The organism is Curtobacterium sp. JUb34 (genome assembly GCF_003755065.1).
Taxonomy (GTDB): Bacteria; Actinomycetota; Actinomycetes; order Actinomycetales; family Microbacteriaceae; genus Curtobacterium.
The window spans coordinates 154,835-176,653 of the sequence record NZ_RJVH01000005.1 but is presented as its reverse complement, the minus strand read 5'-3'; the positions used below and the strand labels follow the sequence as shown (position 1 = coordinate 176,653).

Annotated in this window: 16 protein-coding genes; 7 read left to right on the top strand and 9 right to left on the bottom strand. The window is 69.5% G+C overall.

Features of this window, described 5'->3' with window-relative positions; genetic code table 11:
• Window position 1: 1 nt before the first annotated feature.
• The 6 genes from hrpA to EDF63_RS17340 all read right to left on the bottom strand — a co-directional run bounded on the left by hrpA (window position 2) and on the right by EDF63_RS17340 (window position 10,037).
• Window positions 2-3,859, bottom strand: a complete 3,858-nt coding sequence (hrpA, locus tag EDF63_RS17365; RefSeq protein WP_123314375.1) for an ATP-dependent RNA helicase HrpA — start codon at window positions 3,857-3,859, stop codon at window positions 2-4.
• A gap of 18 nt (window positions 3,860-3,877) precedes the next feature.
• Window positions 3,878-5,722: a thioredoxin domain-containing protein gene (locus EDF63_RS17360; RefSeq protein ID WP_123314246.1), complete on the bottom strand. Its 1,845-nt coding sequence runs from the start codon at window positions 5,720-5,722 to the stop codon at window positions 3,878-3,880.
• 91 nt (window positions 5,723-5,813) lie between these two features.
• Complete coding sequence (locus EDF63_RS17355) at window positions 5,814-6,344, bottom strand: ATPase (RefSeq protein ID WP_123314374.1); 531 nt, start codon at window positions 6,342-6,344, stop codon at window positions 5,814-5,816.
• An 11-nt stretch (window positions 6,345-6,355) separates the two neighbouring features.
• On the bottom strand, window positions 6,356-7,423 hold the full coding sequence (locus EDF63_RS17350; protein WP_123314245.1) for an NAD(P)-dependent oxidoreductase: 1,068 nt from the start codon (window positions 7,421-7,423) through the stop codon (window positions 6,356-6,358).
• 40 nt (window positions 7,424-7,463) lie between these two features.
• Complete coding sequence (locus tag EDF63_RS17345; RefSeq protein ID WP_123314244.1) at window positions 7,464-8,336, bottom strand: sulfurtransferase; 873 nt, start codon at window positions 8,334-8,336, stop codon at window positions 7,464-7,466.
• A gap of 159 nt (window positions 8,337-8,495) precedes the next feature.
• The gene (locus EDF63_RS17340) at window positions 8,496-10,037 is read right to left on the bottom strand and encodes an MFS transporter (protein WP_123314243.1); all 1,542 of its coding nucleotides are present in this window, start codon (window positions 10,035-10,037) and stop codon (window positions 8,496-8,498) included.
• Between the two features lie 169 nt (window positions 10,038-10,206).
• On the opposite strand from EDF63_RS17340, the gene EDF63_RS18475 reads away from it, so the two are divergent.
• On the top strand, window positions 10,207-10,875 hold the full coding sequence (locus EDF63_RS18475) for a TetR/AcrR family transcriptional regulator (RefSeq protein WP_185021500.1): 669 nt from the start codon (window positions 10,207-10,209) through the stop codon (window positions 10,873-10,875).
• 132 nt (window positions 10,876-11,007) lie between these two features.
• On the opposite strand, the gene EDF63_RS17330 is transcribed toward EDF63_RS18475, so the two are convergent.
• The gene (locus EDF63_RS17330; RefSeq protein WP_123314242.1) at window positions 11,008-12,639 is read right to left on the bottom strand and encodes a dolichyl-phosphate-mannose--protein mannosyltransferase; all 1,632 of its coding nucleotides are present in this window, start codon (window positions 12,637-12,639) and stop codon (window positions 11,008-11,010) included.
• 65 nt (window positions 12,640-12,704) lie between these two features.
• Here EDF63_RS17330 and rsmI point away from each other — a divergent pair, with 65 nt between their 5' ends.
• The 4 genes from rsmI to rsmA all read left to right on the top strand — a co-directional run bounded on the left by rsmI (window position 12,705) and on the right by rsmA (window position 16,982).
• Window positions 12,705-13,526, top strand: coding sequence for a 16S rRNA (cytidine(1402)-2'-O)-methyltransferase (rsmI, locus tag EDF63_RS17325; protein ID WP_123292295.1), 822 nt, complete (start codon window positions 12,705-12,707; stop codon window positions 13,524-13,526).
• Window positions 13,527-13,648: 122 nt separating this feature from the next.
• Complete coding sequence (gene metG / locus EDF63_RS17320; RefSeq protein WP_123314373.1) at window positions 13,649-15,226, top strand: methionine--tRNA ligase; 1,578 nt, start codon at window positions 13,649-13,651, stop codon at window positions 15,224-15,226.
• Window positions 15,223-16,131: a TatD family hydrolase gene (locus tag EDF63_RS17315; protein WP_123314241.1), complete on the top strand. Its 909-nt coding sequence runs from the start codon at window positions 15,223-15,225 to the stop codon at window positions 16,129-16,131. Before metG ends, EDF63_RS17315 begins: the two co-directional genes overlap by 4 nt.
• Window positions 16,131-16,982: a 16S rRNA (adenine(1518)-N(6)/adenine(1519)-N(6))-dimethyltransferase RsmA gene (gene rsmA, locus EDF63_RS17310; protein ID WP_123314240.1), complete on the top strand. Its 852-nt coding sequence runs from the start codon at window positions 16,131-16,133 to the stop codon at window positions 16,980-16,982. The genes EDF63_RS17315 and rsmA overlap by 1 nt, the downstream gene beginning before the upstream one ends.
• A gap of 453 nt (window positions 16,983-17,435) precedes the next feature.
• On the opposite strand, the gene EDF63_RS17305 is transcribed toward rsmA, so the two are convergent.
• Window positions 17,436-19,370: an ATP-binding protein gene (locus tag EDF63_RS17305; protein ID WP_148061826.1), complete on the bottom strand. Its 1,935-nt coding sequence runs from the start codon at window positions 19,368-19,370 to the stop codon at window positions 17,436-17,438.
• 159 nt (window positions 19,371-19,529) lie between these two features.
• Between EDF63_RS17305 and EDF63_RS17300 the strand changes: the two genes are divergently transcribed.
• Window positions 19,530-19,964 carry a hypothetical protein gene (locus tag EDF63_RS17300; protein WP_123314238.1) on the top strand — a complete coding sequence of 145 codons (435 nt, stop codon included), beginning with the start codon at window positions 19,530-19,532 and terminating at the stop codon, window positions 19,962-19,964.
• Between the two features lie 33 nt (window positions 19,965-19,997).
• Here the strand turns inward: EDF63_RS17300 and EDF63_RS17295 are convergent, their stop codons facing one another.
• Complete coding sequence (locus EDF63_RS17295; RefSeq protein WP_123314372.1) at window positions 19,998-20,738, bottom strand: SDR family oxidoreductase; 741 nt, start codon at window positions 20,736-20,738, stop codon at window positions 19,998-20,000.
• A 101-nt stretch (window positions 20,739-20,839) separates the two neighbouring features.
• Here EDF63_RS17295 and EDF63_RS17290 point away from each other — a divergent pair, with 101 nt between their 5' ends.
• Window positions 20,840-21,682, top strand: a complete 843-nt coding sequence (locus EDF63_RS17290; RefSeq protein WP_123314237.1) for a helix-turn-helix transcriptional regulator — start codon at window positions 20,840-20,842, stop codon at window positions 21,680-21,682.
• Window positions 21,683-21,819: the final 137 nt, after the last annotated feature.

Below are 21,819 nucleotides of genomic sequence, written 5' to 3'. Positions count from 1 at the left end.
ATCAGCGCGCTGCGGTCAGGGCCTTCGTGATCCGCTGCAACGACACCGTCTCGGCGGTGCCGAGTTCCTGCGCGAACAGGCTGAGGCGGAACTCCTCGAGCATCCACCGCGCGTGCACGAGCTCGGGGTGTGCGCCGACCGGCGGCGGGAACGCACCGCCCGCGTCGACGTACCGATCGGTGGCGACGGTGACCTCGCGCATCCACGTGGCGTCGCGCCCCGGGTTCTGCAGCAGTTTCTGCACGCGTGCCTCGATGCCCTGCAGGTACACCCGGATGCGTCGGAGCCGGTCGAGCCCGGCCACGGAGACGAACCCCGGGTAGACGAGCCGCTCCAGCTGCTGGCGCATGTCCGTCAACGCACCGAGCAGGGACATCGAGTTCGCCTGCTTGAGTGCTCGCTCGGCGGAGCGCTGGGCGGCGAGCACCGCGGCGAGCTCGGAGACCGCCGTGAACATCGTGTCGACGACGGTCGCCGACACGGCGTCACGGACCGCCTCGAACTCGGCCTTGGTGAACACGAGACCGTCCGGGTGGGCGCGACGGATCACTGCGTCGACGACGGCCGCGAGCACGTCGTCGAAGAGTGCGTTCGTGGAGGCGTACGGGCTCGCCGCGAGTGCGAGCTTCTCCTGCGCCGTCAGGTGTGACTGGATGTACGACACCGGGGACGGCACCGCGAGCATCACCAGGCGACGGACCCCGGCGGGCATGCGGACCTGCCGGTCGGACGGCGTCGCGAGCAACTGCACCGCGACGGTCGCCTTCGGGCCGGAACCTTCTTCCACCAGGGACGGGTACGCGCGGATGACACCACCGGCCTGCTTGGTGTCGAGGGTCTGCGGCAGGTCCTGGGCTGGCCACGTGGTGAGGCCGGACTGTTCCACCCCGGCACCGCCACCGGCGGCGGCGACGCGAGCCGCGCCTCCTGGTCGTCCCGCAGCCCGCACCGTGGCGGAGGCGACGCTCTGCTGTGTGCGGTCCTTGAGCTTCGTCTGCAGGACCGACAGGTCCTTGCCGGCCTCGACCCGCCGACCGCGTTCGTCGACGACTGCCCACGTCGGCAGCAGGTGCGATGGCACCCGGGACAGATCGAAGTCGGACTCCGACACCGGCACGTACGTCATGCGCTGGATCGCCTTGGCCAGGGTCGCGCGGAACGACTCGGTGGGCTCGGTCGGGGCGTCGTCCGGCAGTTCGGCGACGATCTTCTCGGCCCAGTCGGCGGCAGGTACGACGTTCTTGCGGATCTGCTTCGGCAGCGACTTGATGAGGGCGGTCACGAGCTCCTTGCGCAGGCCGCGGACCTGCCAGTCGAAGCCCTCCTCGCGCATACGGGGGAGCAGCGCGAGCGGCACCTGCACGCTCACGCCGTCGTCCTGCGCGCCCGGCTCGAAGCGGTACTGGATCGCGAGGCGCTGGTCGCCGCTGCGCCACTGGGTCGGGTACTCGGCGTCGTCCTCCGCCGCCTCGGCAGCGGATTCGTCCAGCAGGTCCGCCCGGCGCATCGTGAGCAGGTCCGGTTGGTCGCGGCGCGTCGTCCGCCACCATCCCTCGAAGTCACGGGTCGTGGCGATGTCCGCGGGGATGCGCGCGTCGTAGAACTCGTAGACGTTCTCGTCGTCGAGCAGGATGTCGCGCCGGCGGGTGCGCTCCTCGAGCTGCTCGAGCTCCTTGCGGAGTTTCCGGTTGGCGCGGTCGAACGCCTGCTGCGACTCCCACTCGCCCTCGACCAGGGCGTGGCGGATGAAGAGCTCACGCGAGTGCTCCGGGTCGATCCGGGCGTACTGCACCCGGCGGCGCTGCACGATCGGGACGCCGAACAGGGTCACCCGCTCGTACGCGACGACGGCGCCCTGCTTCTTCTCCCAGTGCGGTTCGCCGTAGGTGCGCTTCAGCAGGTCACCGGCGAGGGGCTCGACCCACGCGGGGTCGATCCGGCCGACGGTCCGTGCGAACAGCCGGCTGGTCTCGACGAGTTCGGCCGCCATCACCGCGTCGGGCTGCTTCTTCGCGAGCACACTGCCCGGGAACACGACGAACCGGGTGTTCCGCGAGCCGAGGTAGTCACGCTTCTCGCGGTCGCGCAGACCGATCTGGCTGAGCAGACCGGCGAGCAGGGACCGGTGCACGGCATCGCCGTCGTCGGAGCGGGACTGGCCGACCCGGACGTCGACCTGCTTCGCGGCGCGGGAGAGCTGGCGGTACAGGTCCTGCCACTCGCGGATGCGCAGGTAGTTGAGGAACTCGGCCTTGCAGAGCCGGCGGAAGGCGCTCGACGACAGCTCTTCCTGCTTGTCCTCGATGTAGTTCCACAGCGCGAGCAGGGTGAGGAAGTCGCTCGTCGGGTCGGCGAAGCGGGCGTGCATCTGGTCGGCGTGGGCGCGCTTCTCGAGCGGGCGTTCACGGGGGTCCTGGATGCTCAGGGCGCTGACGACGGCGACGACCTCGCGCCCGACACCCTGGCGACCGGCCTCGAGCACCATCCGGCCGAGCCGGGGGTCGATCGGCAGTCGGGTGAGCTGTCTGCCGGACTTCGTGATCCGGCCGTCCTTGTCGACGGCGCGGAGCTCGCGCAGCAGGTCGAGGCCGTCCTTCACGCCGCGGGAGTCCGGCGGCTGCAGGAAGGGGAACGACTCGATGTCGCCGAAACCGAGCGAGATCATCTGCAGGATCACCGCCGCGAGGTTCGTCCGCAGGATCTCCGGGTCGGTGAACTCGTCCCGACGCTCGAAGTCGTCCTCCGAGTAGAGCCGGATGGCGATGCCAGCGCTGGTGCGGCCCGCTCGACCCGAACGCTGGTTCGCGCTGGCCTGCGAGATCGCTTCGATCGGCAGCCGCTGCACCTTGGCACGCGGGGAGTACCGGGAGATGCGGGCGGTCCCGGTGTCGATGACGTACTTGATGCCCGGCACGGTCAGCGAGGTCTCGGCGACGTTCGTGGCGAGCACCACGCGCCGGCGCACCCCCGGGGTGGTGCGTCGGTCGAAGACACGGTGTTGATCGGCGGCGGAGAGCCGACCGTACAGGGGCAGGACCTCGGTGCCCTGGTACCGCTTGCCCTCGATGGCGTCCTGCGCGTCACGGATCTCGTTCTCGCCGGACAGGAACACGAGCACGTCGCCGGGTTCTTCTCGCGCGAGTTCGTCGAGCGCGTCGGTGATCCCCTGCAGGGTGTCGCGGTCGTCGGCGCCGTTCGACCCGCCACGGTCGGCCGTGCGCGAGTCGGTCTCGTCGTCCTCGTCGGTGTCTTCGGGGTCCTCGGACACGAGCGGGCGGTACCGGATCTCGACGGGGTAGGTCCGGCCGGAGACCTCGATGATCGGGGCGTCGCCGAAGTGCTTCGAGAAGGACTCGGGGTCGATCGTCGCGCTCGTGATGATGAGCTTGAGGTCGGGGCGCCGGACCAGGAGCCGCTTGAGGTACCCGAGCAGGAAGTCGATGGTGAGCGAGCGCTCGTGCGCCTCGTCGATGATGATCGTGTCGTACCGCTTCAGGTCGCGGTCGAAGTGGATCTCGTTCAGCAGGATGCCGTCGGTCATCAGCTTGATGCGGGTGTTCGACGACACCTTGTCGGTGAAGCGCACCTGGTAGCCGACCAGGTCGCCGAGGTTGCTGCCGAGTTCTTCGGACACGCGTTCCGCGATCGTGCGGGCGGCGATCCGGCGGGGCTGGGTGTGCCCGATGTGCTCGCGTCCCAGCTCGAGGCAGATCTTCGGCAGCTGTGTGGTCTTGCCCGAGCCGGTGGCACCCGCCACGATGACGACCTGGTTGTCACGGATGGCGGCCGCGATGTCGTCCCGCCGCTGCGAGACCGGCAGTTCGGGCGGGTACGTGATGACTGGCGGCGTGGGAGACATGAGCATTCCAGGATACCGTCACGCCGCCGGTGCTGCGAGCCCGGCGGCGAGGTCGGCCGCGGACCGAGCGGGCAGGGCACACACACGGTCGTGACACACGTACGCGGCCGGTTCGAGCGCATCCCGCGCCTCGAACAGCTCGAACCCCGCGGCTGCCCACTCCGTGGCCTGCGTCGGGGTCACGCGAGTGATGACCGTGCCGGGTCGGCGCGCGGCGCGGACGGCGTCCCGCAGCGGGTCGTGCGGGTCCGACGTCACGACCACGATCTCGCGCGAGGGCCGTTGCAGCCCGAGTGCGAGACCGAGGGCGTCCGCGTGCCCGAGCGGCCGCTCGGTCCCCGTCGTCGCCCGGTCCGCCACCAACCGCTCGGCGGCTGTTCGGTACGCGGAGTCGCCGGTCAACGCCGCGAGCTCGGCTGCCGCTGCGGCCAGGGCCACCGTCCCGGAGCGCATCGCGGTCTGTGGTTGTTCCCCGGTCACCGTGCCCGCCCCGGCGAGCACCGGGTCGACGTCGAACCGGCCGGCCAGGCCGTCGTCGACCAGGGAACGGGCGGTCACGGCGTAGACGGCCTCGCCCGTCACCAGGGCGAGCTCGAGCAGCCCCTCGGCCAGCAGTCCGACGTCCTCGATGGTCGCCGGGGCCGCCGACGGCCCGCGCGGCGTGCTCGAGCGGATCACGACGTGCCCGTCGTGCACGTGCGACCGCAGCAGCGCGTCGGCTGCCGACCGGGCGAGGTCGATCATCTCGGGGTCGTCGTGGCGTTCGCCGGCGATCGCGAGCCCGCGGATCGCCAGGCCGTTCCACCCGGTCAGGACCTGGTCGTCGAGTGGTGGCGGGTCCAGGAGGGCGCGCTCCGACAGCGGCCGTCGGTACCACTCGCCCTCCACCCGCCGGCCGTCGATCGTGGACTCGCTGTCCTGCGCGGCGACGAACGCGCCGTCCTCCTGCCGCAGGGTGTCCCGCAGGAAGTCCGCGATGCCGCGTGCCTGTTCGGCCCCGGCGACCGCGAGCAGGCCGGCGTTGTCGTAGAGCATCCGTTCGTAGTGCGGCACGCTCCAGTCGCGCTTGGTGGCGTACCGGAACACGCCGCCGTCGGCATCGGTCAGCTCGGAGGCCCGGATCGCGTGCAGCGACCGGTCGAGCAGACCGTCGGCCTCGGCATCGCCGTCACGTGCTGCGTCGGCGAGGAACTCCAGCAACGGTGTGCTCGGGAACTTCGGCGCGCCGCCGAAACCCCCGTAGGTGGTGTCCTGTGCCCGCGACAGCTGACCGGTGACGGCCCGGATGCTGTCGACGGACGGGAGGCGCGGGTCGGCTCCGCCAGGACCGTCGCCGGCGCGGGCGGTCGCGTCCGCCTCGGCCCCCTGCCGGATCGCCGTCGCGATGGCCGCGGCGTTCGCGTCGACCTCGTGCCGCCGCTCGGTCCAGGCGTCGAGCACCGCCGCCAGGATCTGCCGGAACGCGGGCACCTGACCCACGGGGGTCGGCGGGAAGTACGTGCCGGCGAAGAACACGTGGCCCTCGGGCGTCAGGAACGTCGTCAGGGGCCAGCCGAGCTGCTGCGTGAACGCGCTCGCCGAGGCCATCAGGCTGGCGTCGACGTCGGGACGCTCTTCGCGGTCGACCTTGACCGCGACGAAGTCCTGGCGGAGCAGTGAACCGATCTCCGGGTCGGCGAAGCTCTCACGCGCCATGACGTGGCACCAGTGGCACGTGGCGTAGCCGACCGACACCAGGACCGGCACGCCGCGCTCACGTGCCTCGGCGAAGGCCTCGGGGCCCCACTCGCGCCAGTCCACGGGGTTGTCGGCGTGCAGCCGGAGGTACGGGCTGACCGAGGTGCCGAGTCGGTTGTCGTTCATGCCTCCAGCGTGCCCCGTGGCGACTGGGCGGACCAACGATCGCCGCGATCTGTGGACGGATCGTCGGTCTCCACAGCCCTCGTCCGAGCGGTCAGCGGGGGAGCCACCCCGTCAACGCGGCGAGACGCTGCGCGACCTGGGCGGGGGCGAGATCGTCCGTGTCCAGCCGGGCGACCGTGTCCCCGGAAGCCGCGTCGAGCCTCCCGGCCGTCCGCGTGCTGTGCGCGAACTGCGCCTCAGGGACCTCGCCACCTGCCCGCCGAGCGAGGCGCTCGGCGGTGGGACCGTCTGCCGCGCGCAGCAGGACCGTCGTGACCACGGGGTCGTCGCCCATGGCGGCGGCCAGACGCTCGTGCTCGAGCACGGACACCGTGTTCGTGTAGACCAGCCGGTGGTGGCCGAGCTCGCGGTAGGCCTGCCACATCGCGGCGAGGTTCCGTTCGGCCAGGTGCGCCTCGGGGTGCTCGACGTGCGGTGCCGGGTGCGCGAGGTCCAGCAGGTCGCCCTCGATCACCGCGTGACGGACGTCCGCTGCGACGAGCAGGTCGTGCAGCGCCTCGGCGGCCGTGGACTTGCCCACGCCGGACCGCCCGCCGACGAACAGGACCTCGGAGCGGGGCACGCTCGGCACCGTCACCCGAGGCCGAGCGACAGGAGCGCGAGGGCGGCGTCCTCAGGGCCGTAGTCGAACATGCGCTCCCAGAACGGGTCGTCGGCCCACGGCACGTCGCCGTCGGCCGGTGTGCTCTGCGCGGTCTCCACCAACCAGTCGAGTTCGGGCAGGACCGCCGTGGCGAAGGTCGGCGGCTGCCACCCGAGCGCCCGCGCCGCCGTCGTGTCGAGGACGAACGGTGACGGCGACGACCACGGGGTGGTCCCGACGAAGGCGGGGGCGTCCGTGTCGAGCAGGACCTCGTCGAACCGGTGGTCGAGGTGCCCGGCGATGGTCCGCACGATCTCGAGCGCCGTCGGAGCGGCGTCGTCGGCGACGTTGAGGATGCGCCGGTCAGGAGCATCGGCGACCAGGCGGACGAGCGAGCCGATCCCGCTCGCGGCCGTCGTGTGGTCGACGCCGCGGCCGTGGTCGGCGAGCAGGATCCGTTCGCGCCCGTCGAGCACCCGGCGCACCACGAACCACTCGCGCGGACGGCCGATGCCGACGCCGTACACCTTCGACGGTCGCAGGACCGTGACCGGGGCGCCGTGGTCGAGGAGGACCTGCTCCGACGCCACCTTCGCGGCGCCGTAGCCGTCGCGGCTGGTCGGGTCGCCGTCGCCCGCGGTGACGGTCGGCTGGATCTCGGTGACCGCGTCGCCGAAGACCGGCTTGTCGGTCGAGTTCGCGTGCCGCCCCTGCTCGTCGGCGTAGACCGCGCGCGAGGAGACGAAGACGGTGGAGCCGACGTCGTCTAGGAACGGCAGGAGCTGCGTCGCGTCGTCGCGGGTCAGCCCCACGGTGTCGACGAGCAGGTCCGCGCCGGGGCGGAGGAGGTCACGCAGGGTGCTCGTGTCGCGGCGGTCACCGGCGGTGAAGCTCGCGCCCGATGCGCTCAGGGCGTCGGCCGCCGGGCCCCCACGACGGGCGAGGACTTCGACTTGCCAGTCGTCGCCGCGTCGGCCGGAGGCGTCGAGCAGCTCACGGGCGACGGCGGAACCGATCCCGCCCGTGCCGCCGAGGATGACCGCGCGTCTGGAGCTCATGCCCCAACGCTAGCGGGACGGTCGCCGGCGGCCCGCGTCGTCAGGACGCCAGCGCCTCGGGCTCGTGTCGCCACCAGTCCAGCAGCGAGCCGTCGTAGACGGTGACCTTGTCGTGGCCGAGCACGGTCAGTGCCAGGGCGTCCACGCACGCGGCGCTGCCGACCCCGCAGTACGTCACGATCTCGTCCTCGCCGACGACGGCGGCGAACGCCTCGGCGAGCTTCGGCCCCCGCAGGTAGGCGTTCGTCTCCGGGTCGACCAGGGTGTCCGCCGTGATGGGGGTGCTGCCCGGGATGATCGGCGGGTGGTCGTCGCCGAGGGCCACTTCGGGCGCCGCGAACACCAGCGCCGCGGGCTGCTCACCCGTCACGGCTCGGCGGACACGGGCGTGGTCCGCCCAGAGCGGGCGCTCTTCACCGGCGAGGAAGGCGCGGTCGTCGTCGGGCGACTTCGCCGCACCGGACGCTTGGCGCAGTGCTCCGACGCGGACCGGACGGCCCTCGTCGCGCCACTTCGTGAAGCCGCCGTCGAGGACCGCGACCGAGTCGAAGCCGAACGAACGGAAGATCCACCACAGTCGTGCCGACCACTCGCCGACGCTGTCGTCGTAGACCACGACCGTCGAGGTGTTCGTGACACCCAGGTCGCCGGCCGCAGCCTCGAACCGTTCGGCACTCGGGCGGGTGAAGGGGACCTCGGCGCCCGGCGTCGAGAACGCGTCGACGAGGTCGGCGAAGCGGGCGCCGGGGACGTGCCCGCGCTGCTCGTAGGAGTCGACGGCGGAATGCCACGTCGTCGCGAGACCGGTCCCCACCGTGTGCACCGAGGCGTCGAGGACGACGAGCTCGTCACCACCGAGGTGGTCGGCGAGCCACTGCGTCGACACGAGCGGCGAGGTCAGGACGGGGGCCATGCCGCACACGATAATGCGGACCTCTGACGGGCGACAGGGAAACCGACACACTGCGCAACCGGGCGCGCGTGGTGGTTGGTGCGTCGACTCGGAACGACAAGGCGGTTGTCGTACGACATCGCGATCGTCGTTCCGAGTCGGCACCGCCCCGCTGCGACGTCAGTGCGCGGCGGCGGGGATGCTCCCGGTCGTGGCGGACCCGGCACGTGCGAGCCGCTCGACCCGCACCGACTGCCGGTTGATGAGCAGACCACCCGCGAGGGCGACGAGCACGAGCACGCCGGCCGAGATGCCGAACGCCACGTGGTAGCCGTCGAGCGTGGCCTGCGCCTGCTGCAGCTTCGTCGGGGCGGCGGACAGTCCGGACAGGCTGTTCGACACCACGTCGGCGAAGATCGTCGACAGCAGCGCCGTGCCGATCGAGCCACCGATCTGCTGCATCGTGTTGACCGTCGCCGAGGCCACACCGGCGTCGGCGCGGGCGACGCCGGTCGTCGCGGTGTTCATCGCGGACGAGAAGATCGTGCCCATGCCGAGGCCGATGACGACCAGCGCCGGCAGGACGGTGCCCGCGTAGGAGCTGTCCAGGTCGGTGCGCAGCAGCAGGAGCAGGCCGGTCGCGGCGACGAGGCCACCGGCCAAGATCAGGATCTTCGGGCCGACGCGGGGCAGGAGGCGCCCACCGATCTGCGTCGCCGAGATCATGATCGACAGCGGCATCGGCAGGAAGGCCAGACCGGTCTGCAGCGAGCTGAACCCGAGGGTCTGCTCGAGGTAGTAGGTCAGGAACAGGAAGATGCCGAACATGCCGATCGCCACCAGGCCGATCGCGATGAACGACCCACCGCGGTCGCGGTCGAGCACCACGCGCAGGGGCAGCAGCGGGTGTGCCACACGGGTCTCGATGAACACGAACGCGGCGATGAGCACCACGCCCGCGGCGAGCATCGCGATGGTGACGGGGGAGTCCCAGCCGTTGGTCTCGGCGTTCGAGAAGCCGTAGACGACGCCGACCAGGCCGGCGGTGATGGTGATGACCCCGAGGACGTCGATGCGTGGACGGTCGACCTTCGGCGGCTTCTCCATGAAGACGAGCGCGCCGATCACGCCGAGCACGGCGAAGACCACGTTGACGTAGAGGCACCAGCGCCACGACGCGTACTCGGTCAGGACGCCACCGAGGAGCAGGCCGATGGCCGCACCGGAACCGGCGATGGACCCGAAGATGCCGAACGCACGACCGCGCTCCTTCGGGTCGCGGAAGGTCGTGGTCAGCATGCCGAGGGCGGACGGGGCGAGCAGCGCGCCGAACACACCCTGCAGGGCGCGGGCGGCGACCAGCAGGCCGAACGAGTCGGCGAGGCCACCGAGGACCGATGCGACCGCGAAGCCGACCAGGCCGATGATGAAGGTGTTCTTGCGGCCGAACAGGTCGCCGAGGCGGCCGCCGAGCAGCAGGAGCGAACCGAACGCCAGCGAGTACGCGGTGACGATCCACTGGCGCTGGTCGGTGCCGAACCCCAGGTCGGCCTGGGCCGAGGGCAGCGCGATGTTCACGATGGTGGCGTCGAGCACGACCATGAGCTGGGCGAGGGCGATGACCGCCAGGGCGATCCAGCGGTGGTTGCTCTTGGCGGGGGTGGAGCCAGAGGTCGTGGGTGCTGCCCCGGTGGGGGTCGGCACGGTGTGTTCTGCCGTCACGGCAGCCTCCTTCGAGAAGGTTGGAGGGGGAGCACGAAGCGCGCACCGTCGGGCGTTTCGAAGAGGGGAGGTGTCAAACGGATGCGCGGCATCCGTTTGTCGACAGTGTAGACCGAAACGGAAGGTCCGCATCCACTTATTCCCAGAAAGTTCAACTAGGTTCGGCACCGTGAGCACCACCGAGTCCGCGCCCGACCTCGAGCGCCCGCTGCGCGCCGATGCGGCACGCAACCGCGAGTTGATCCTGCAGACCGCTCGCAAGTGCTTCGCGGAGCGTGGTCTGTCGGTCACCCTGAACGACATCGCGCACGAAGCGGGCGTCGGCGTCGGCACCGTGTACCGACGCTTCGCCGACAAGGACTCCCTGATCGAGGCGCTGCTCGCCACCAAGTTCGAGGCGATGAACGACGCAGCGGCTCGCGCGGCCGACGTCGTCGACCCGCGCGAGGCCCTCCGGGTCTACCTGACCGGCGTGTTCGAGTTCCGCGCCCGCGACCGTGCGCTCGCCGACGCCATCGTGCGGGCCGGCAAGGCGCGTCCGTCGATCGTGCAGGAGCGTGACCGGCTGGAACGCCAGGTCTCCGCGATCATCGGTCGGGCCGAGACCGCCGGGGTCGTCCGTGCCGGGTTCGACTACCGCGACCTGCCGATGCTCACCGCGATGGTGGGCGCGGTGGCCGACGCGACCCGAGAGCACGACCCGAACGCGTGGCGCCGGTACGCCGAGCTCCTCATCGAGGGCGTCCTGCCGCAGACCGCGAGCGAGACCGCCACGAAGATGGTCGGCGACCCGCTCGACCGCGAGTCGATCGAGCGAGCGCTGCACGCGCAGTCCTGACGCGTCCCCGCGGACGGCGCGCGGCTCCGGTGCCGGCCGACTCCGGACGGGAGGCCCGTGGCGGAGTCGACCCGTGCCTCCCGTCCGGCGGTCTGGTCGCGACCAGTGCGCCGGGCCGACACCCGACGCGCGCTACAGCCAGCTCGGCAGCCAGTAGTGCGACCGGATGAAGTCCCACGGCACCTGGATCGCGGTCCACATCGGGTACCAGTACGCCGACGCGAGCACGACCACGACCAGGTACACGCCGACCCAGACGATCGCCCGGGTCCGTCGGGGCCGCGGATCGGTCCGTGACCCGAGCACCAACCCGATCGCCGCAGCCAGCGCCATCACCATGAAGGGCTCGAAGGCGATCGTGTAGAACTGGAAGACCGTCCGGTTGACGTACATGAGCCACGGCAGGTACCCCGCGGCGACGCCGAGCAGGACGAACCCGTACTGCCACCGTCGGCGCAGGATCCAGAGCACGAGCAGGGCCACGGTCGCGATGACCGCCGCGTACCAGATGAAGGGGTTCGCGACGCCGGTGATGGCCTCGCCGCAGCGGCTGGCCGAGCAGCCGTCCTGGCCGGCGTCGGTGCCGACGTAGAACATCGAGGTGGGGCGCTGCATGACGAGCCAGAGCAGCGGGTTCGCCTGGTACGAGTGCGGCGTGTGCAGCCCGATGTTGAAGTTGTAGATCTCCGACTGGTAGTGCCACCAGTTCTGCAGGCTGTCCGGCACCCACCGGAGCACCCCGGTCCAGCGTTCCCCGCCGGAGGCCAGCCAGTTGCGGTCCCAGCCGTCCTTCGACACGAACCAGCCCGTCCACGACGCGACGTAGGTGACGGCGGCGATCGGCACGGTGAGCAGGAACGACACGGGTGCCTGCTGGAGCAGCGCGCTCGACGACCAGAACTCGACCCCGGCTCGGCGACGCATCATCATGTCGCTCAACACGGAGTAGACGGCGAAGAACGCCAGGAAGTACATCCCCGACCACTTCGTCGCGGTGGCCAGCCCCATCGTCAGCCCCATCGCGAACAGCCACGGACGCCACCAGAGCACGGGCCCCCACAGGGTGTCCCGGCCGGCGGCGACGCGCTCGGCGACCCAGTCGTCGAGCCGCCGCTGACTCCGGCGCCGGTCGAGCAGGAGTGCTCCGAACCCGAGCACGACGAAGAACGTCAGGATGCCGTCGAGCAGCGTCACGCGGGACATCACGATGGCCTGGCCGTCGATCGCGAGCAGGCCGCCGGCGAGCGTGCCGACCAGGGTGGAGCGGAACAGCGACCGGGCGATCACGGCGGTGAGGAACACCGTCGCGATGCCGAGCACGGCCACCGCGAACCGCCAGCCGAACGAGTTGTCCGCCCCGAACAGGAGCATGCCGAGCCCGATCAGGTACTTGCCGAGCGGCGGGTGCGCGATGAACTCCGCGGCGCTGGTGAAGACGTCCGTCTCACCGCTCGAGAACCGGTCGTCGGTCGTCGGGGCGGAGTCGCTGCTCGGGTTCGCCGGCCAGGTGCCCTCGTACCCGAGGTGGACGATCGACCAGCCGTCCTTGACGTAGTAGGTCTCGTCGAAGACCAGGGAGTGCGGGTTCCCGAGGTTGGCCAGGCGCAGCACGGCGGCGAGCAGCGTCACCGCGATCGGTCCCGCCCAGCGCCACACCGCCACACGCTGGGCGGTGGAGAGCATCCGCCCCCACCAGTCGTCGAGGCGCGAGCCGACCGGCCCGTCGGGCACGGCCGTGCGGTCGTCGGTCAGCTCGCTGGTCATCGCTGAGCATCCTACGGATCGACCGCATGTCCGCGCTGCGTCGGTGCTGCGACGACAATGGGTGCGTGATCGTCCTCGCAGCAACGCCCATCGGCAACCTCGGGGACGCCTCGCGCCGTCTCGTCGAGACCCTCTCCAACGCCACGGTGGTCGCGGCGGAGGACACCAGGACCGCCATCCACCTCATGCGCGCCCTCGGCATCGAGAACCGTCCGCGGCTCATCGCCCTGCACGAGCACAACGAGCGGGCGAAGGCGTCCGAGGTCGTCGAGCTCGCCCGTGACGAGGACGTCGTGGTCCTCACCGACGCTGGCATGCCCGCCATCAGCGACCCCGGCTTCCCGCTGGTCGAGGCGGCGGCAGCGGCCGGCGTCACCGTCACGGCGCTGCCCGGCCCGTCCGCCGTGCTCATGGCGCTCGCCGTCTCGGGCCTGCCGACGGACCGCTTCACGTTCGAGGGGTTCCCGACGCGCAAGGGCGGGGAGCGCCGCCGTGCGTTCCAGGCGCTCGCGGGGGAGCAGCGCACGATGGTCTTCTTCGAGTCGCCGCACCGGTTGGCCGAGACGCTCGCCGACATGGCCGTCGGGTTCGGCGGCGATCGTCGTGCCGCGGTCTGCCGCGAGCTCACGAAGCTCTACGAAGAGGTCCGGCGCGGGCCGCTCGACGAGCTCGTCACGTGGGCGTCCGAGGGGGTCAGGGGCGAGATCTGCATCGTCGTCGCAGGAGCCGCCGAGGCCACCGAGGAAGCGACGCTCGACGACGGGGTCCGACTGGTGCTCGAGCGGGTAGCCGCCGGGATGCGCATGAAGGAGGCCGCAGCGGCGGTCGCGGACGCGACCGGGCTGTCCAAGCGGGACCTCTACGAAGGCGCGCTCGCGGCGCGGTAGACGGCTGGGGACTCCGGTCTGGAGGCGCGGGGCGGGCCCGCCACGGGCCTCCCGGATCCGGTTTTCCACAGACCACCGCCGCGCGCGTCATGCGGGTTCCGCGCGCCCGTAGGATGGTCCGCATGTCCGACGGGTCCTCGTTCAGCATCACCACGCCGATCTTCTACGTGAACGACGTGCCCCACATCGGGCACGCCTACACCGAGGTCGCCGCGGACGTCCTCGCGCGCTGGCACCGGCAGCGGGGTGACGACACCTGGCTGCTCACCGGTACCGACGAGCACGGGCAGAAGATCCTGCGCACCGCCTCGGCGAACGAGGTCACGCCCAAGGAATGGGCCGACCGCCTCGTCACCGAGGCCTGGAAGCCGCTGCTCGACACCGTCGACGTGGCGAACGACGACTTCATCCGCACCACCGACGAGCGCCACGAGCGCGGGGTGACGGCGTTCCTGCAGAAGCTCTACGACGACGGCTACATCTACGCCGGCGAGTTCGAGGGCTTCTACTGCGTGGGCTGCGAGGAGTACAAGCAGCCGAGCGACCTGGTTCCCGGAACCGGTGCGTACGAGGGCCAGCAGGTCTGCGCCATCCACTCGATCCCGGTCGAGGTGCTGGCCGAGCGCAACTACTTCTTCCGCATGTCGGACTTCGAGCAGCGCCTGCTCGACCTGTACGAGTCGAACCCGCTGTTCATCCAGCCGGAGAGCGTGCGCAACGAGATCATCTCGTTCGTGAAGCAGGGTCTGCGTGACCTGTCGATCTCGCGGTCCAGCTTCGACTGGGGCATCACGATCCCGTGGGACAGCGACCACGTCCTGTACGTGTGGTTCGACGCCCTGCTCAACTACGTCACGGCGCTGGGCTACGGCACCGAGGACGACGAAGCCTTCAAGCGTCTCTGGCCGAGCGTGCACATCGTCGGCAAGGACATCGCCCGCTTCCACGCCGTCATCTGGCCGGCGATGCTCATGGCTGCCGGCCTGCCGGTGCCGGAACGCGTGTTCGGCCACGGCTGGCTGCTCGTCGGCGGCGAGAAGATGTCCAAGTCGAAGCTGACCGGCATCGCACCGTCGGAGATCACCGACACGTTCGGGTCCGACGCCTTCCGCTACTACTTCCTCCGCGCGATCACCTTCGGGCAGGACGGCAACTTCAGCTGGGAGGACATCTCGGCGCGGTACCAGGCCGAACTCGCGAACGGCTTCGGCAACCTCGCCTCGCGCCTGGTCGCGATGCTGCAGAAGTACTTCGACGGCGCGGTGCCGTCACGCGGGTCCCTGACCGAGTCGGACGAAGCCGTCGACGCCCTGGCCGTGTCCGTCACCGAGCGTGCCGACGCAGCCATCGCCGCATTCGCCCCGCACGAGGCGATCGCCGCCGTCTGGGAGCTCGTCGACGCCCTGAACGGGTACATCACCGAGCAGCAGCCGTGGGCCCTGGCGAAGGACGACGCGAACCGCGAGCGGCTCGGCACCGTCCTGACCACCGCACTGCGCGGTCTCGGCACGGTCGCGGTGCTGCTCTCCCCGGTGATGCCGAAGGCCACCGAGAAGCTGTGGGCGTCGATCGGCGCCGGCGGCTCGATCGTCGAGCAGCGGGTCGACCGTGCCTTCGAGTGGCAGGGCGCCGACCAGGTGGTCCCGCTCGAGAGCGGACTCTTCCCGCGGATCGAGCAGGCGGAGCAGGGCGCCGCGTGACCGACGCCCACCTCCGCTCCCGCGGCGACGGGGACGGCTCCAAGCGCGACCTGACCTACCCGCCCCTGCCCGAGGCGCTCGTGGTCCCGGTCTACGACAACCACACGCACATGGAGATCGCCGACGGTGGCGACGGGGCGCTCGATTACCGCGAGCACCTCGGCCGTGCCTCCAGCGTCGGTGTCCGCGGTGTCGTGCAGGTCGGTACCGACCTCGCCACTTCGCAGTGGTCCGCGTCGATCGCTGCCCGTGAACCCCGCGTGCTCGCGGCGGTCGCACTGCACCCGAACGAGGCACCTTCGCTGCAGGAGCAGGGGCTGCTCGACGAGCACCTCGCCGGCATCGAGGCGCTGGCGGCGTTGCCCCGCGTCCGGGCGATCGGTGAGACCGGACTCGACTTCTTCCGTACCGGCGAGGACGGGCGCGACGCCCAGGTCCGCTCGTTCGAGGAGCACATCCGCATCGCGAAGGAGCACGGCCTCGCACTGACGATCCACGACCGCGACGCGCACGACGCCGTGGTCGAGGTGCTCGACCGCGTCGGCGCTCCGGAGCGCACGGTGTTCCACTGCTTCTCCGGCGGCCCCGACCTGGCTCGGCTCTGCGCCGAGCGCGGCTGGTACATGTCGTTCGCCGGCACCGTGACGTTCAAGAACGCGGCCCCGCTCCGCGAAGCCCTGCTCGTCGCGCCGCGGCACCTGATCATGGTCGAGACGGACGCGCCGTTCCTGACCCCGACGCCGTACCGCGGCCGGCCGAACGCCCCGTACCTGATCCCGATCACCCTGCGGTCGATGGCGGAGACCCTCGGCACCGACGCCTCGATGCTCGCCGCGCAGATCGCGTCGAACACCGAGCTCGTCTACGGCGCGTGGGACGCCGAACCCGTGACGGTGGACGAGTAGTGGGCGCGCTGCTCGGCCCCGCCGAGATCCGGGAGCTCGCTGCCGAACTCGACGTGACCCCGACGAAGAAGCTCGGACAGAACTTCGTGCACGACGCCAACACCGTCCGGCGCATCGTGTCGGTCGCCGGCGTGACGCCCTCGTCCCAGGTGCTCGAGATCGGGCCCGGCCTCGGCTCCCTGACGCTCGGGCTCACCGAGACCGGGGCGCCCGTCACCGCGGTCGAGATCGACAAGCGGCTCGCGGCGAAGTTGCCGTCGACGGTCAGTGCGCTGCAGCCGGCGGCGTCGCTGACGGTCGTGCAGCAGGACGCGATGACCGTCGCCGCATCGGACCTCGACACCGAGCCGACCCACCTCGTCGCGAACCTGCCCTACAACATCTCGGTGCCCGTGCTGCTGCACCTGCTCGCGACCTTCCCCTCGATCGAGCGGTCGCTCGTGATGGTGCAGGCCGAGGTCGGGTACCGGCTCGCGGCCGGCCCGGGCAGCAAGGTCTACGGTTCGCCGAGCGTCAAGGCCGCGTGGTACGGCTCGTGGAGCACCGCCGGGCTCGTTAGCCGTCAGGTCTTCTGGCCCGTGCCGAACGTCGACAGCGTGCTGGTGGCGTTCGACCGGCACGAGCCCCCGGGGGACGATCGGCTGCGGTCGCGGGTGTTCACCCTGGTGGACGCGGCGTTCCAGCAGCGGCGGAAGATGCTGCGGCAGAGCCTGTCCGGTGTGCTCGGCGGTAGCGCCCGCGCCTCCGAGGTCCTGACGGCGGCGGGCATCGACCCGACCGCGCGGGGCGAGGCGATCGGTGTCGACGACTTCGTGCGGCTCGGGCGGACGGTCCTCGCAGCTGCGGAGTAGCTCGTCTCCCGCCTCGGATCGGCGGAACACGAACTGTCCTGTGCCGCCGTTCGGTGCTCCGACGGTTGATCGCATCAACCAAGGAGGCACCATGCGATCCACTGACCCGCCCCGCCCCGCCGTGCCCTGACCGAGGAATAGATCGTAGAAGGTCGTCTTCGCGCGCTCCGGTGAGCGGATCCTGACCGGCTGCGCGCGCCGAGCGCGTTCACGGCAGCCGAGCGCCGAGCGTTCTTCGCTCGGACGCCGCGGCCGGAAGGCACGTTCGAAGAGCGCCGCGAGCGTCGGCGGCGTGCGATCGAGGAGATCGACGCGGACTGCCGGGTTGAGCCGATCGAGCGCCTGCACCGGGTATCCTGACCGTGTTCGAGTCGCTCGGATCCGTTCATTTTGACGAGGAAAGCGCGTGCTTCCGTCCATGGCCGCACACGGCAATGGTTGGTGTTCCCGACGCTAAGACGCGTTGAGCTTCTTCATTCCTCGGATCCTGCTGGTGAGTTGCTCGAGCCCATCCAGCCTGGGCCCAAGGCGCGCGACTGTCTCAATAAGAACGCGGCCATTCTTCATTTCGGAAGCAATGCTATTGAATTTCGAGAGAATGTATTTTCCTCGTACTAGAGTCAAGGGCTCCTCGGACTGCTGATCCCATAAGACCTGCGCCGAGTCGAATTCAGCCTCAAGGAGTTCTGATGAGATTGGCTTTGCGTGAGCAACGGCGTCACGGAGTCGCTGCATCGCGTTCTCGCCCTTGGGGCTCGGCCACTCGTACCCGCTCTGGCTCACGCATCTATCGCGTGCTATTTCGGTTAGAACATTTTCTCTTTGCTCCATGCAGAGCTCGTGTACCAACTTGTGGGCCTCTCCAAGGTCGCGGTATGACTCCTTGAGCAAGCCGCTGTCAATCATAACTTGAAGTGCTGGGTCTGTGAGAAAGAGTCCCTCGATATCAGCAGTCGGCCAGGCGTAAATATTCGCGTCTTCGACCGGTTTGATTACGTCGCGGTCGATTATCCCAATGATCGGCAGGTCGTAGGCCTTCAGCTGATTGATCGTGCGAATCACCTGCTCCTTCCCTCCCGCGGACTGTGAGGCGGCTGCCCCCAGCTCAGGTAGCGCGATCGACAGAAGGGAAATGTCTGTCTCTCCCTCGGTCACCACGAGCAGGTCTGCTTGTGTTAGTGCGCTTGAACGAAACCCTGCGTCGCGGTAAAGCTCCAAACGTTCTCCTTCGTCTGCGACAGGGTGGGGAACGTTGCCGTACTCAAGGCGCAGTATGTCGCTGGCGGGTAGCCCGTCAAGGAGGCTGGGGCTGTGAGTAGCAATGATGAGTTGACCCCCGAGTGACATCCCATCCTCTAAAGCGCTAAGTAGCTTCTTGCTCAATGTTGGGTGTAAATAAGCATCAGGTTCGTCGATCAGAATTAAAGGGGTGGTGCCGGCGAGCCGAAAAACCCGGCTGATGATGATCAAAGCCTGTCTTTCACCAGAAGACAGATCTCGGACGGGGTGTGTCGCTCCGCTCGGTGTTCGAACCCGTAGGGCGTCAGGGTGTGAGCGGGTGAGGGGGAGTAGAGTTTTCGGGAATATCAAGGCGTTCACCGCCGCTAGAAAGTCTTCCCAATTGATAACGATGTCTACTTCGAGTTCTTCGTCAGTCTTGTCGACTGGTAAAGTGGATGCGACACAAAGAGCTTTTGCAAAGTCTTCGAATTCCTGGTCATCGAGTCTTCCGTAGTTATTTACGGTTGCCCGCGATTCCGAGTTCTTCTGGAATGCCACGGCATCGCTTAGCTGGCTCAGATCGATTCCTTGCTGGCGCGGCTCTAACAGGCGTCGCTCAGCGGGGAGATAAACAACGTCCAAAGTCGGGTTCTGTTGTAGAAAGTTTTGGACAAAGAAAAATTGGTTGAGGACAGCAAGCTCAGGAGTGCTCGAGCGATTGGTGTTGCCGTATGTGTCCCTGGCGACGCCGAGGGTGACCCGCGTCGGCACCTCAACCTCACCCCATCCGACTTCCGCACTCAAGTCGGATAACGCAGACTGCTCCAGAGGTGTGAAGTCAACTTCGACGCTGATCAAGGACCTCGCGCCGTCGATCGGTGACCCCGGTACCTGCCCTGACCATGGAGCGAGTATGCAAGCGAGAAGCTTGCTTTTTCCCGTGCCGTTGGCTCCGGCCATTGCTAGCACCCTGGTGCTCGGGAGCGTCACGGTTCCGTCTGTGACCCCGCCGACGTTCTCCGTGGATACGGAAATTACTCTCATGCTTCTTCGTATCAGTTCCGGCTCAGGCGTGCAATAGTCGAAGCCAGATAGTTGGCGTTGCGGCACACGCGATGCCGCGGTGAGCTGCGCCTGTTGTAAGTCCTTGACTGCAAATTCGCTCACGAAATATGGAAGCGGGACACCGTCCGTATACCCGTTCAGGGGGCACTGCCCACGAGCGGAGGTCCGGCACCAAGGCCGAGCTGCAGCGACTATTCGCCGGCCGCTGACGCCGCGAACGGGGGACCGCGCGCACGGTCGTCTCACCCCTACGATCAACGAGTGCGTCGCATCACCCTCTCCCAGTGGCTCGCGATCATCGCCGTGCTCGGCGGGCTCGTCATCGAGTTCTTCGCTGTGCCCGCTGTCGTGCGAGACCTGCAGAACGACGCGGCATGGGCGGGAGTGCTGCTCGGGGTCGCGTTCCCCGTGTTCGGGGTCGCGGTCTCGGCCTTCCGCGACGATCCGGGCGATCGCGATGACGACGACGACGACTTCCGCCCGCCGCCGCGCCTCGACCGTTCGGGTCGGGTGGCCGAGGGAGCACTGGCCGTGACCGCGTTCACCGCAGCCTGGGCGGTGACACGCCTGCACCACAAGCCCCTCGACTCGGCGTTGTACAGCGCGGTGACCGCCTCGGCGCTGCCGCTCGCGAGGCGTGCCCTCGATCGGCTCGTCCGTCGCCGTGGTGAGCAGCCCGACGGCGCTGACGACTGACGCGCCCCTCGCACCGTTCGAGGCGTCGCCCGGTCAGTGCTCGCGGGACGCCATCATCTCGAGGATCTGCTGGTGGTTGCCGTTCCGCTCGGCGAAGCGCAGCGAGTGCACGTTCTGCACCAGGATCTCGGGGGCAGCGCCGGACTCGATGAGAGCCATGACCTCGTCGGCGAAGGCGTCGAGCGGCATACCACCGAAGTCGGCGCCGCCCATCAGGTCGGTCATCACGGCCGGCGGGGCGAGTTCGAGCACCTCGAGCGACGAACCGACCAGCTGCTGGCGGAGGGCCTGCGTGTAGGCGTGCACGGCCGCCTTCGTCGCGCTGTAGGTCGGCGACGCGGTGAGCGGGACGAACGCGAGTCCGGACGTGACCGTCATCAGGGTTGCCGAGGGCTGCGCGAGCAGGTGCGGCAGGAACGCGTCGATGAGACGGATCGTGCCGACCAGGTTCGTCTGGACGAGCTCGAGGGCGTCGTGGATGTGCTCGGGGTCGCGGAGGTCCTCGTCGCGCATGATCCCGGACATGGTGATGAGGGCATCGAGCGACGGGTACGCCTCGAGCACCGAGGCGGCGGCGGCCTCGATTGACGACGCGTCGGCGACGTCGATCTGCACGGTGCCGAAGCCGTGCTCGGCGGCGAGGGAGTCGAGGAGTGCCTGGCGACGGCCGCCGATGACGACGGTGCTGCCGGCGGCCTGCAGGCGCTGGGCGAGGGCGAGCCCGATGCCCGAGGTCGCGCCGGGGATGAAGACGGTGGAGTTCGTGATGTCCATGACCACCACGATGCTCCGCGGGCAGGGTGGCAGCCAGAGCGCGGTCATCGGGGGATCGGCGATCCCTGGCACGGCGGCGGGAACCGGACGATGATCGATCCATGGACCGCGCTGCACTCGCCGACTTCCTCCGCCGTCGCCGCGAACTGCTGCGCCCCGAGGACGTCGGCCTCGGGCAGGGGCCGCGACGCCGGACCCCGGGGCTCCGCCGTGAAGAGGTCGCTGCCCTCGCCGGCATGTCCGTCGACTACTACACGCGTCTGGAACAGCAGCGTGGGCCGCAGCCGTCGGAACAGATGATCGCCGCGATCGCCCGGGCGCTGCGCTGCAGTCTCGACGAGCGCGACCACCTGTTCCACCTCGCCGGGCAGAACGCCCCGACCCGGATGCACCGCGCCGACCACGTCGACCCCGCGATCCTGCGGGTGCTCGACCGGCTCGAGGACACCCCCGCGATCGTGGTCAGTCACCTGGGCGAGACGCTGGTCGAGAACCGGCTCGCCGCGGCACTGCTCGGGTCGTCCGTAAGCCTGCCCGGCAACGAGCGCTACCAGGCGTGGCGGTGGTTCGTGGCCGGGAACGAGCTCGCGAAGTACGCGCCGGAGCAACACGAGCGACTGGCCCGGGTCGTGGTGGCGTCACTGCGGGCGGCGGTGGGGCTCGCTGGACCGGGGGACCGTCGGGCCACCGAACTGATCGCCGAGCTGCAGACCCGCAGCCCCGAGTTCCGCGAGCTCTGGGCGAAGCATGAGGTGGCCACTCGCTGGTCCGACAACAAGACGATCGTGCAGCCCGAGCTCGGCCGGATCACCGTCGACTGCCAGGTGCTGCACACCGACGACCAGGCGCAGGCACTGCTGTTGTTCACCGCGCCCGCAGGTTCCGAGGACGCGCAGAAGCTCGAGCTCCTCGGCGTCGTCGGACAGCAGACCTTCGCCGGCTGACACGGCGCACGGTGCGAGCTCGCTCGGCTCGTGCGAGGTTGGTCGACCCCGCACGGTGCGAGGCTGATGTTCCCGTGCATCGTTGAACGCTCGGTGCCGCCCTACAGTCCGCCACCGAGCGACCAACCTCGCACCGG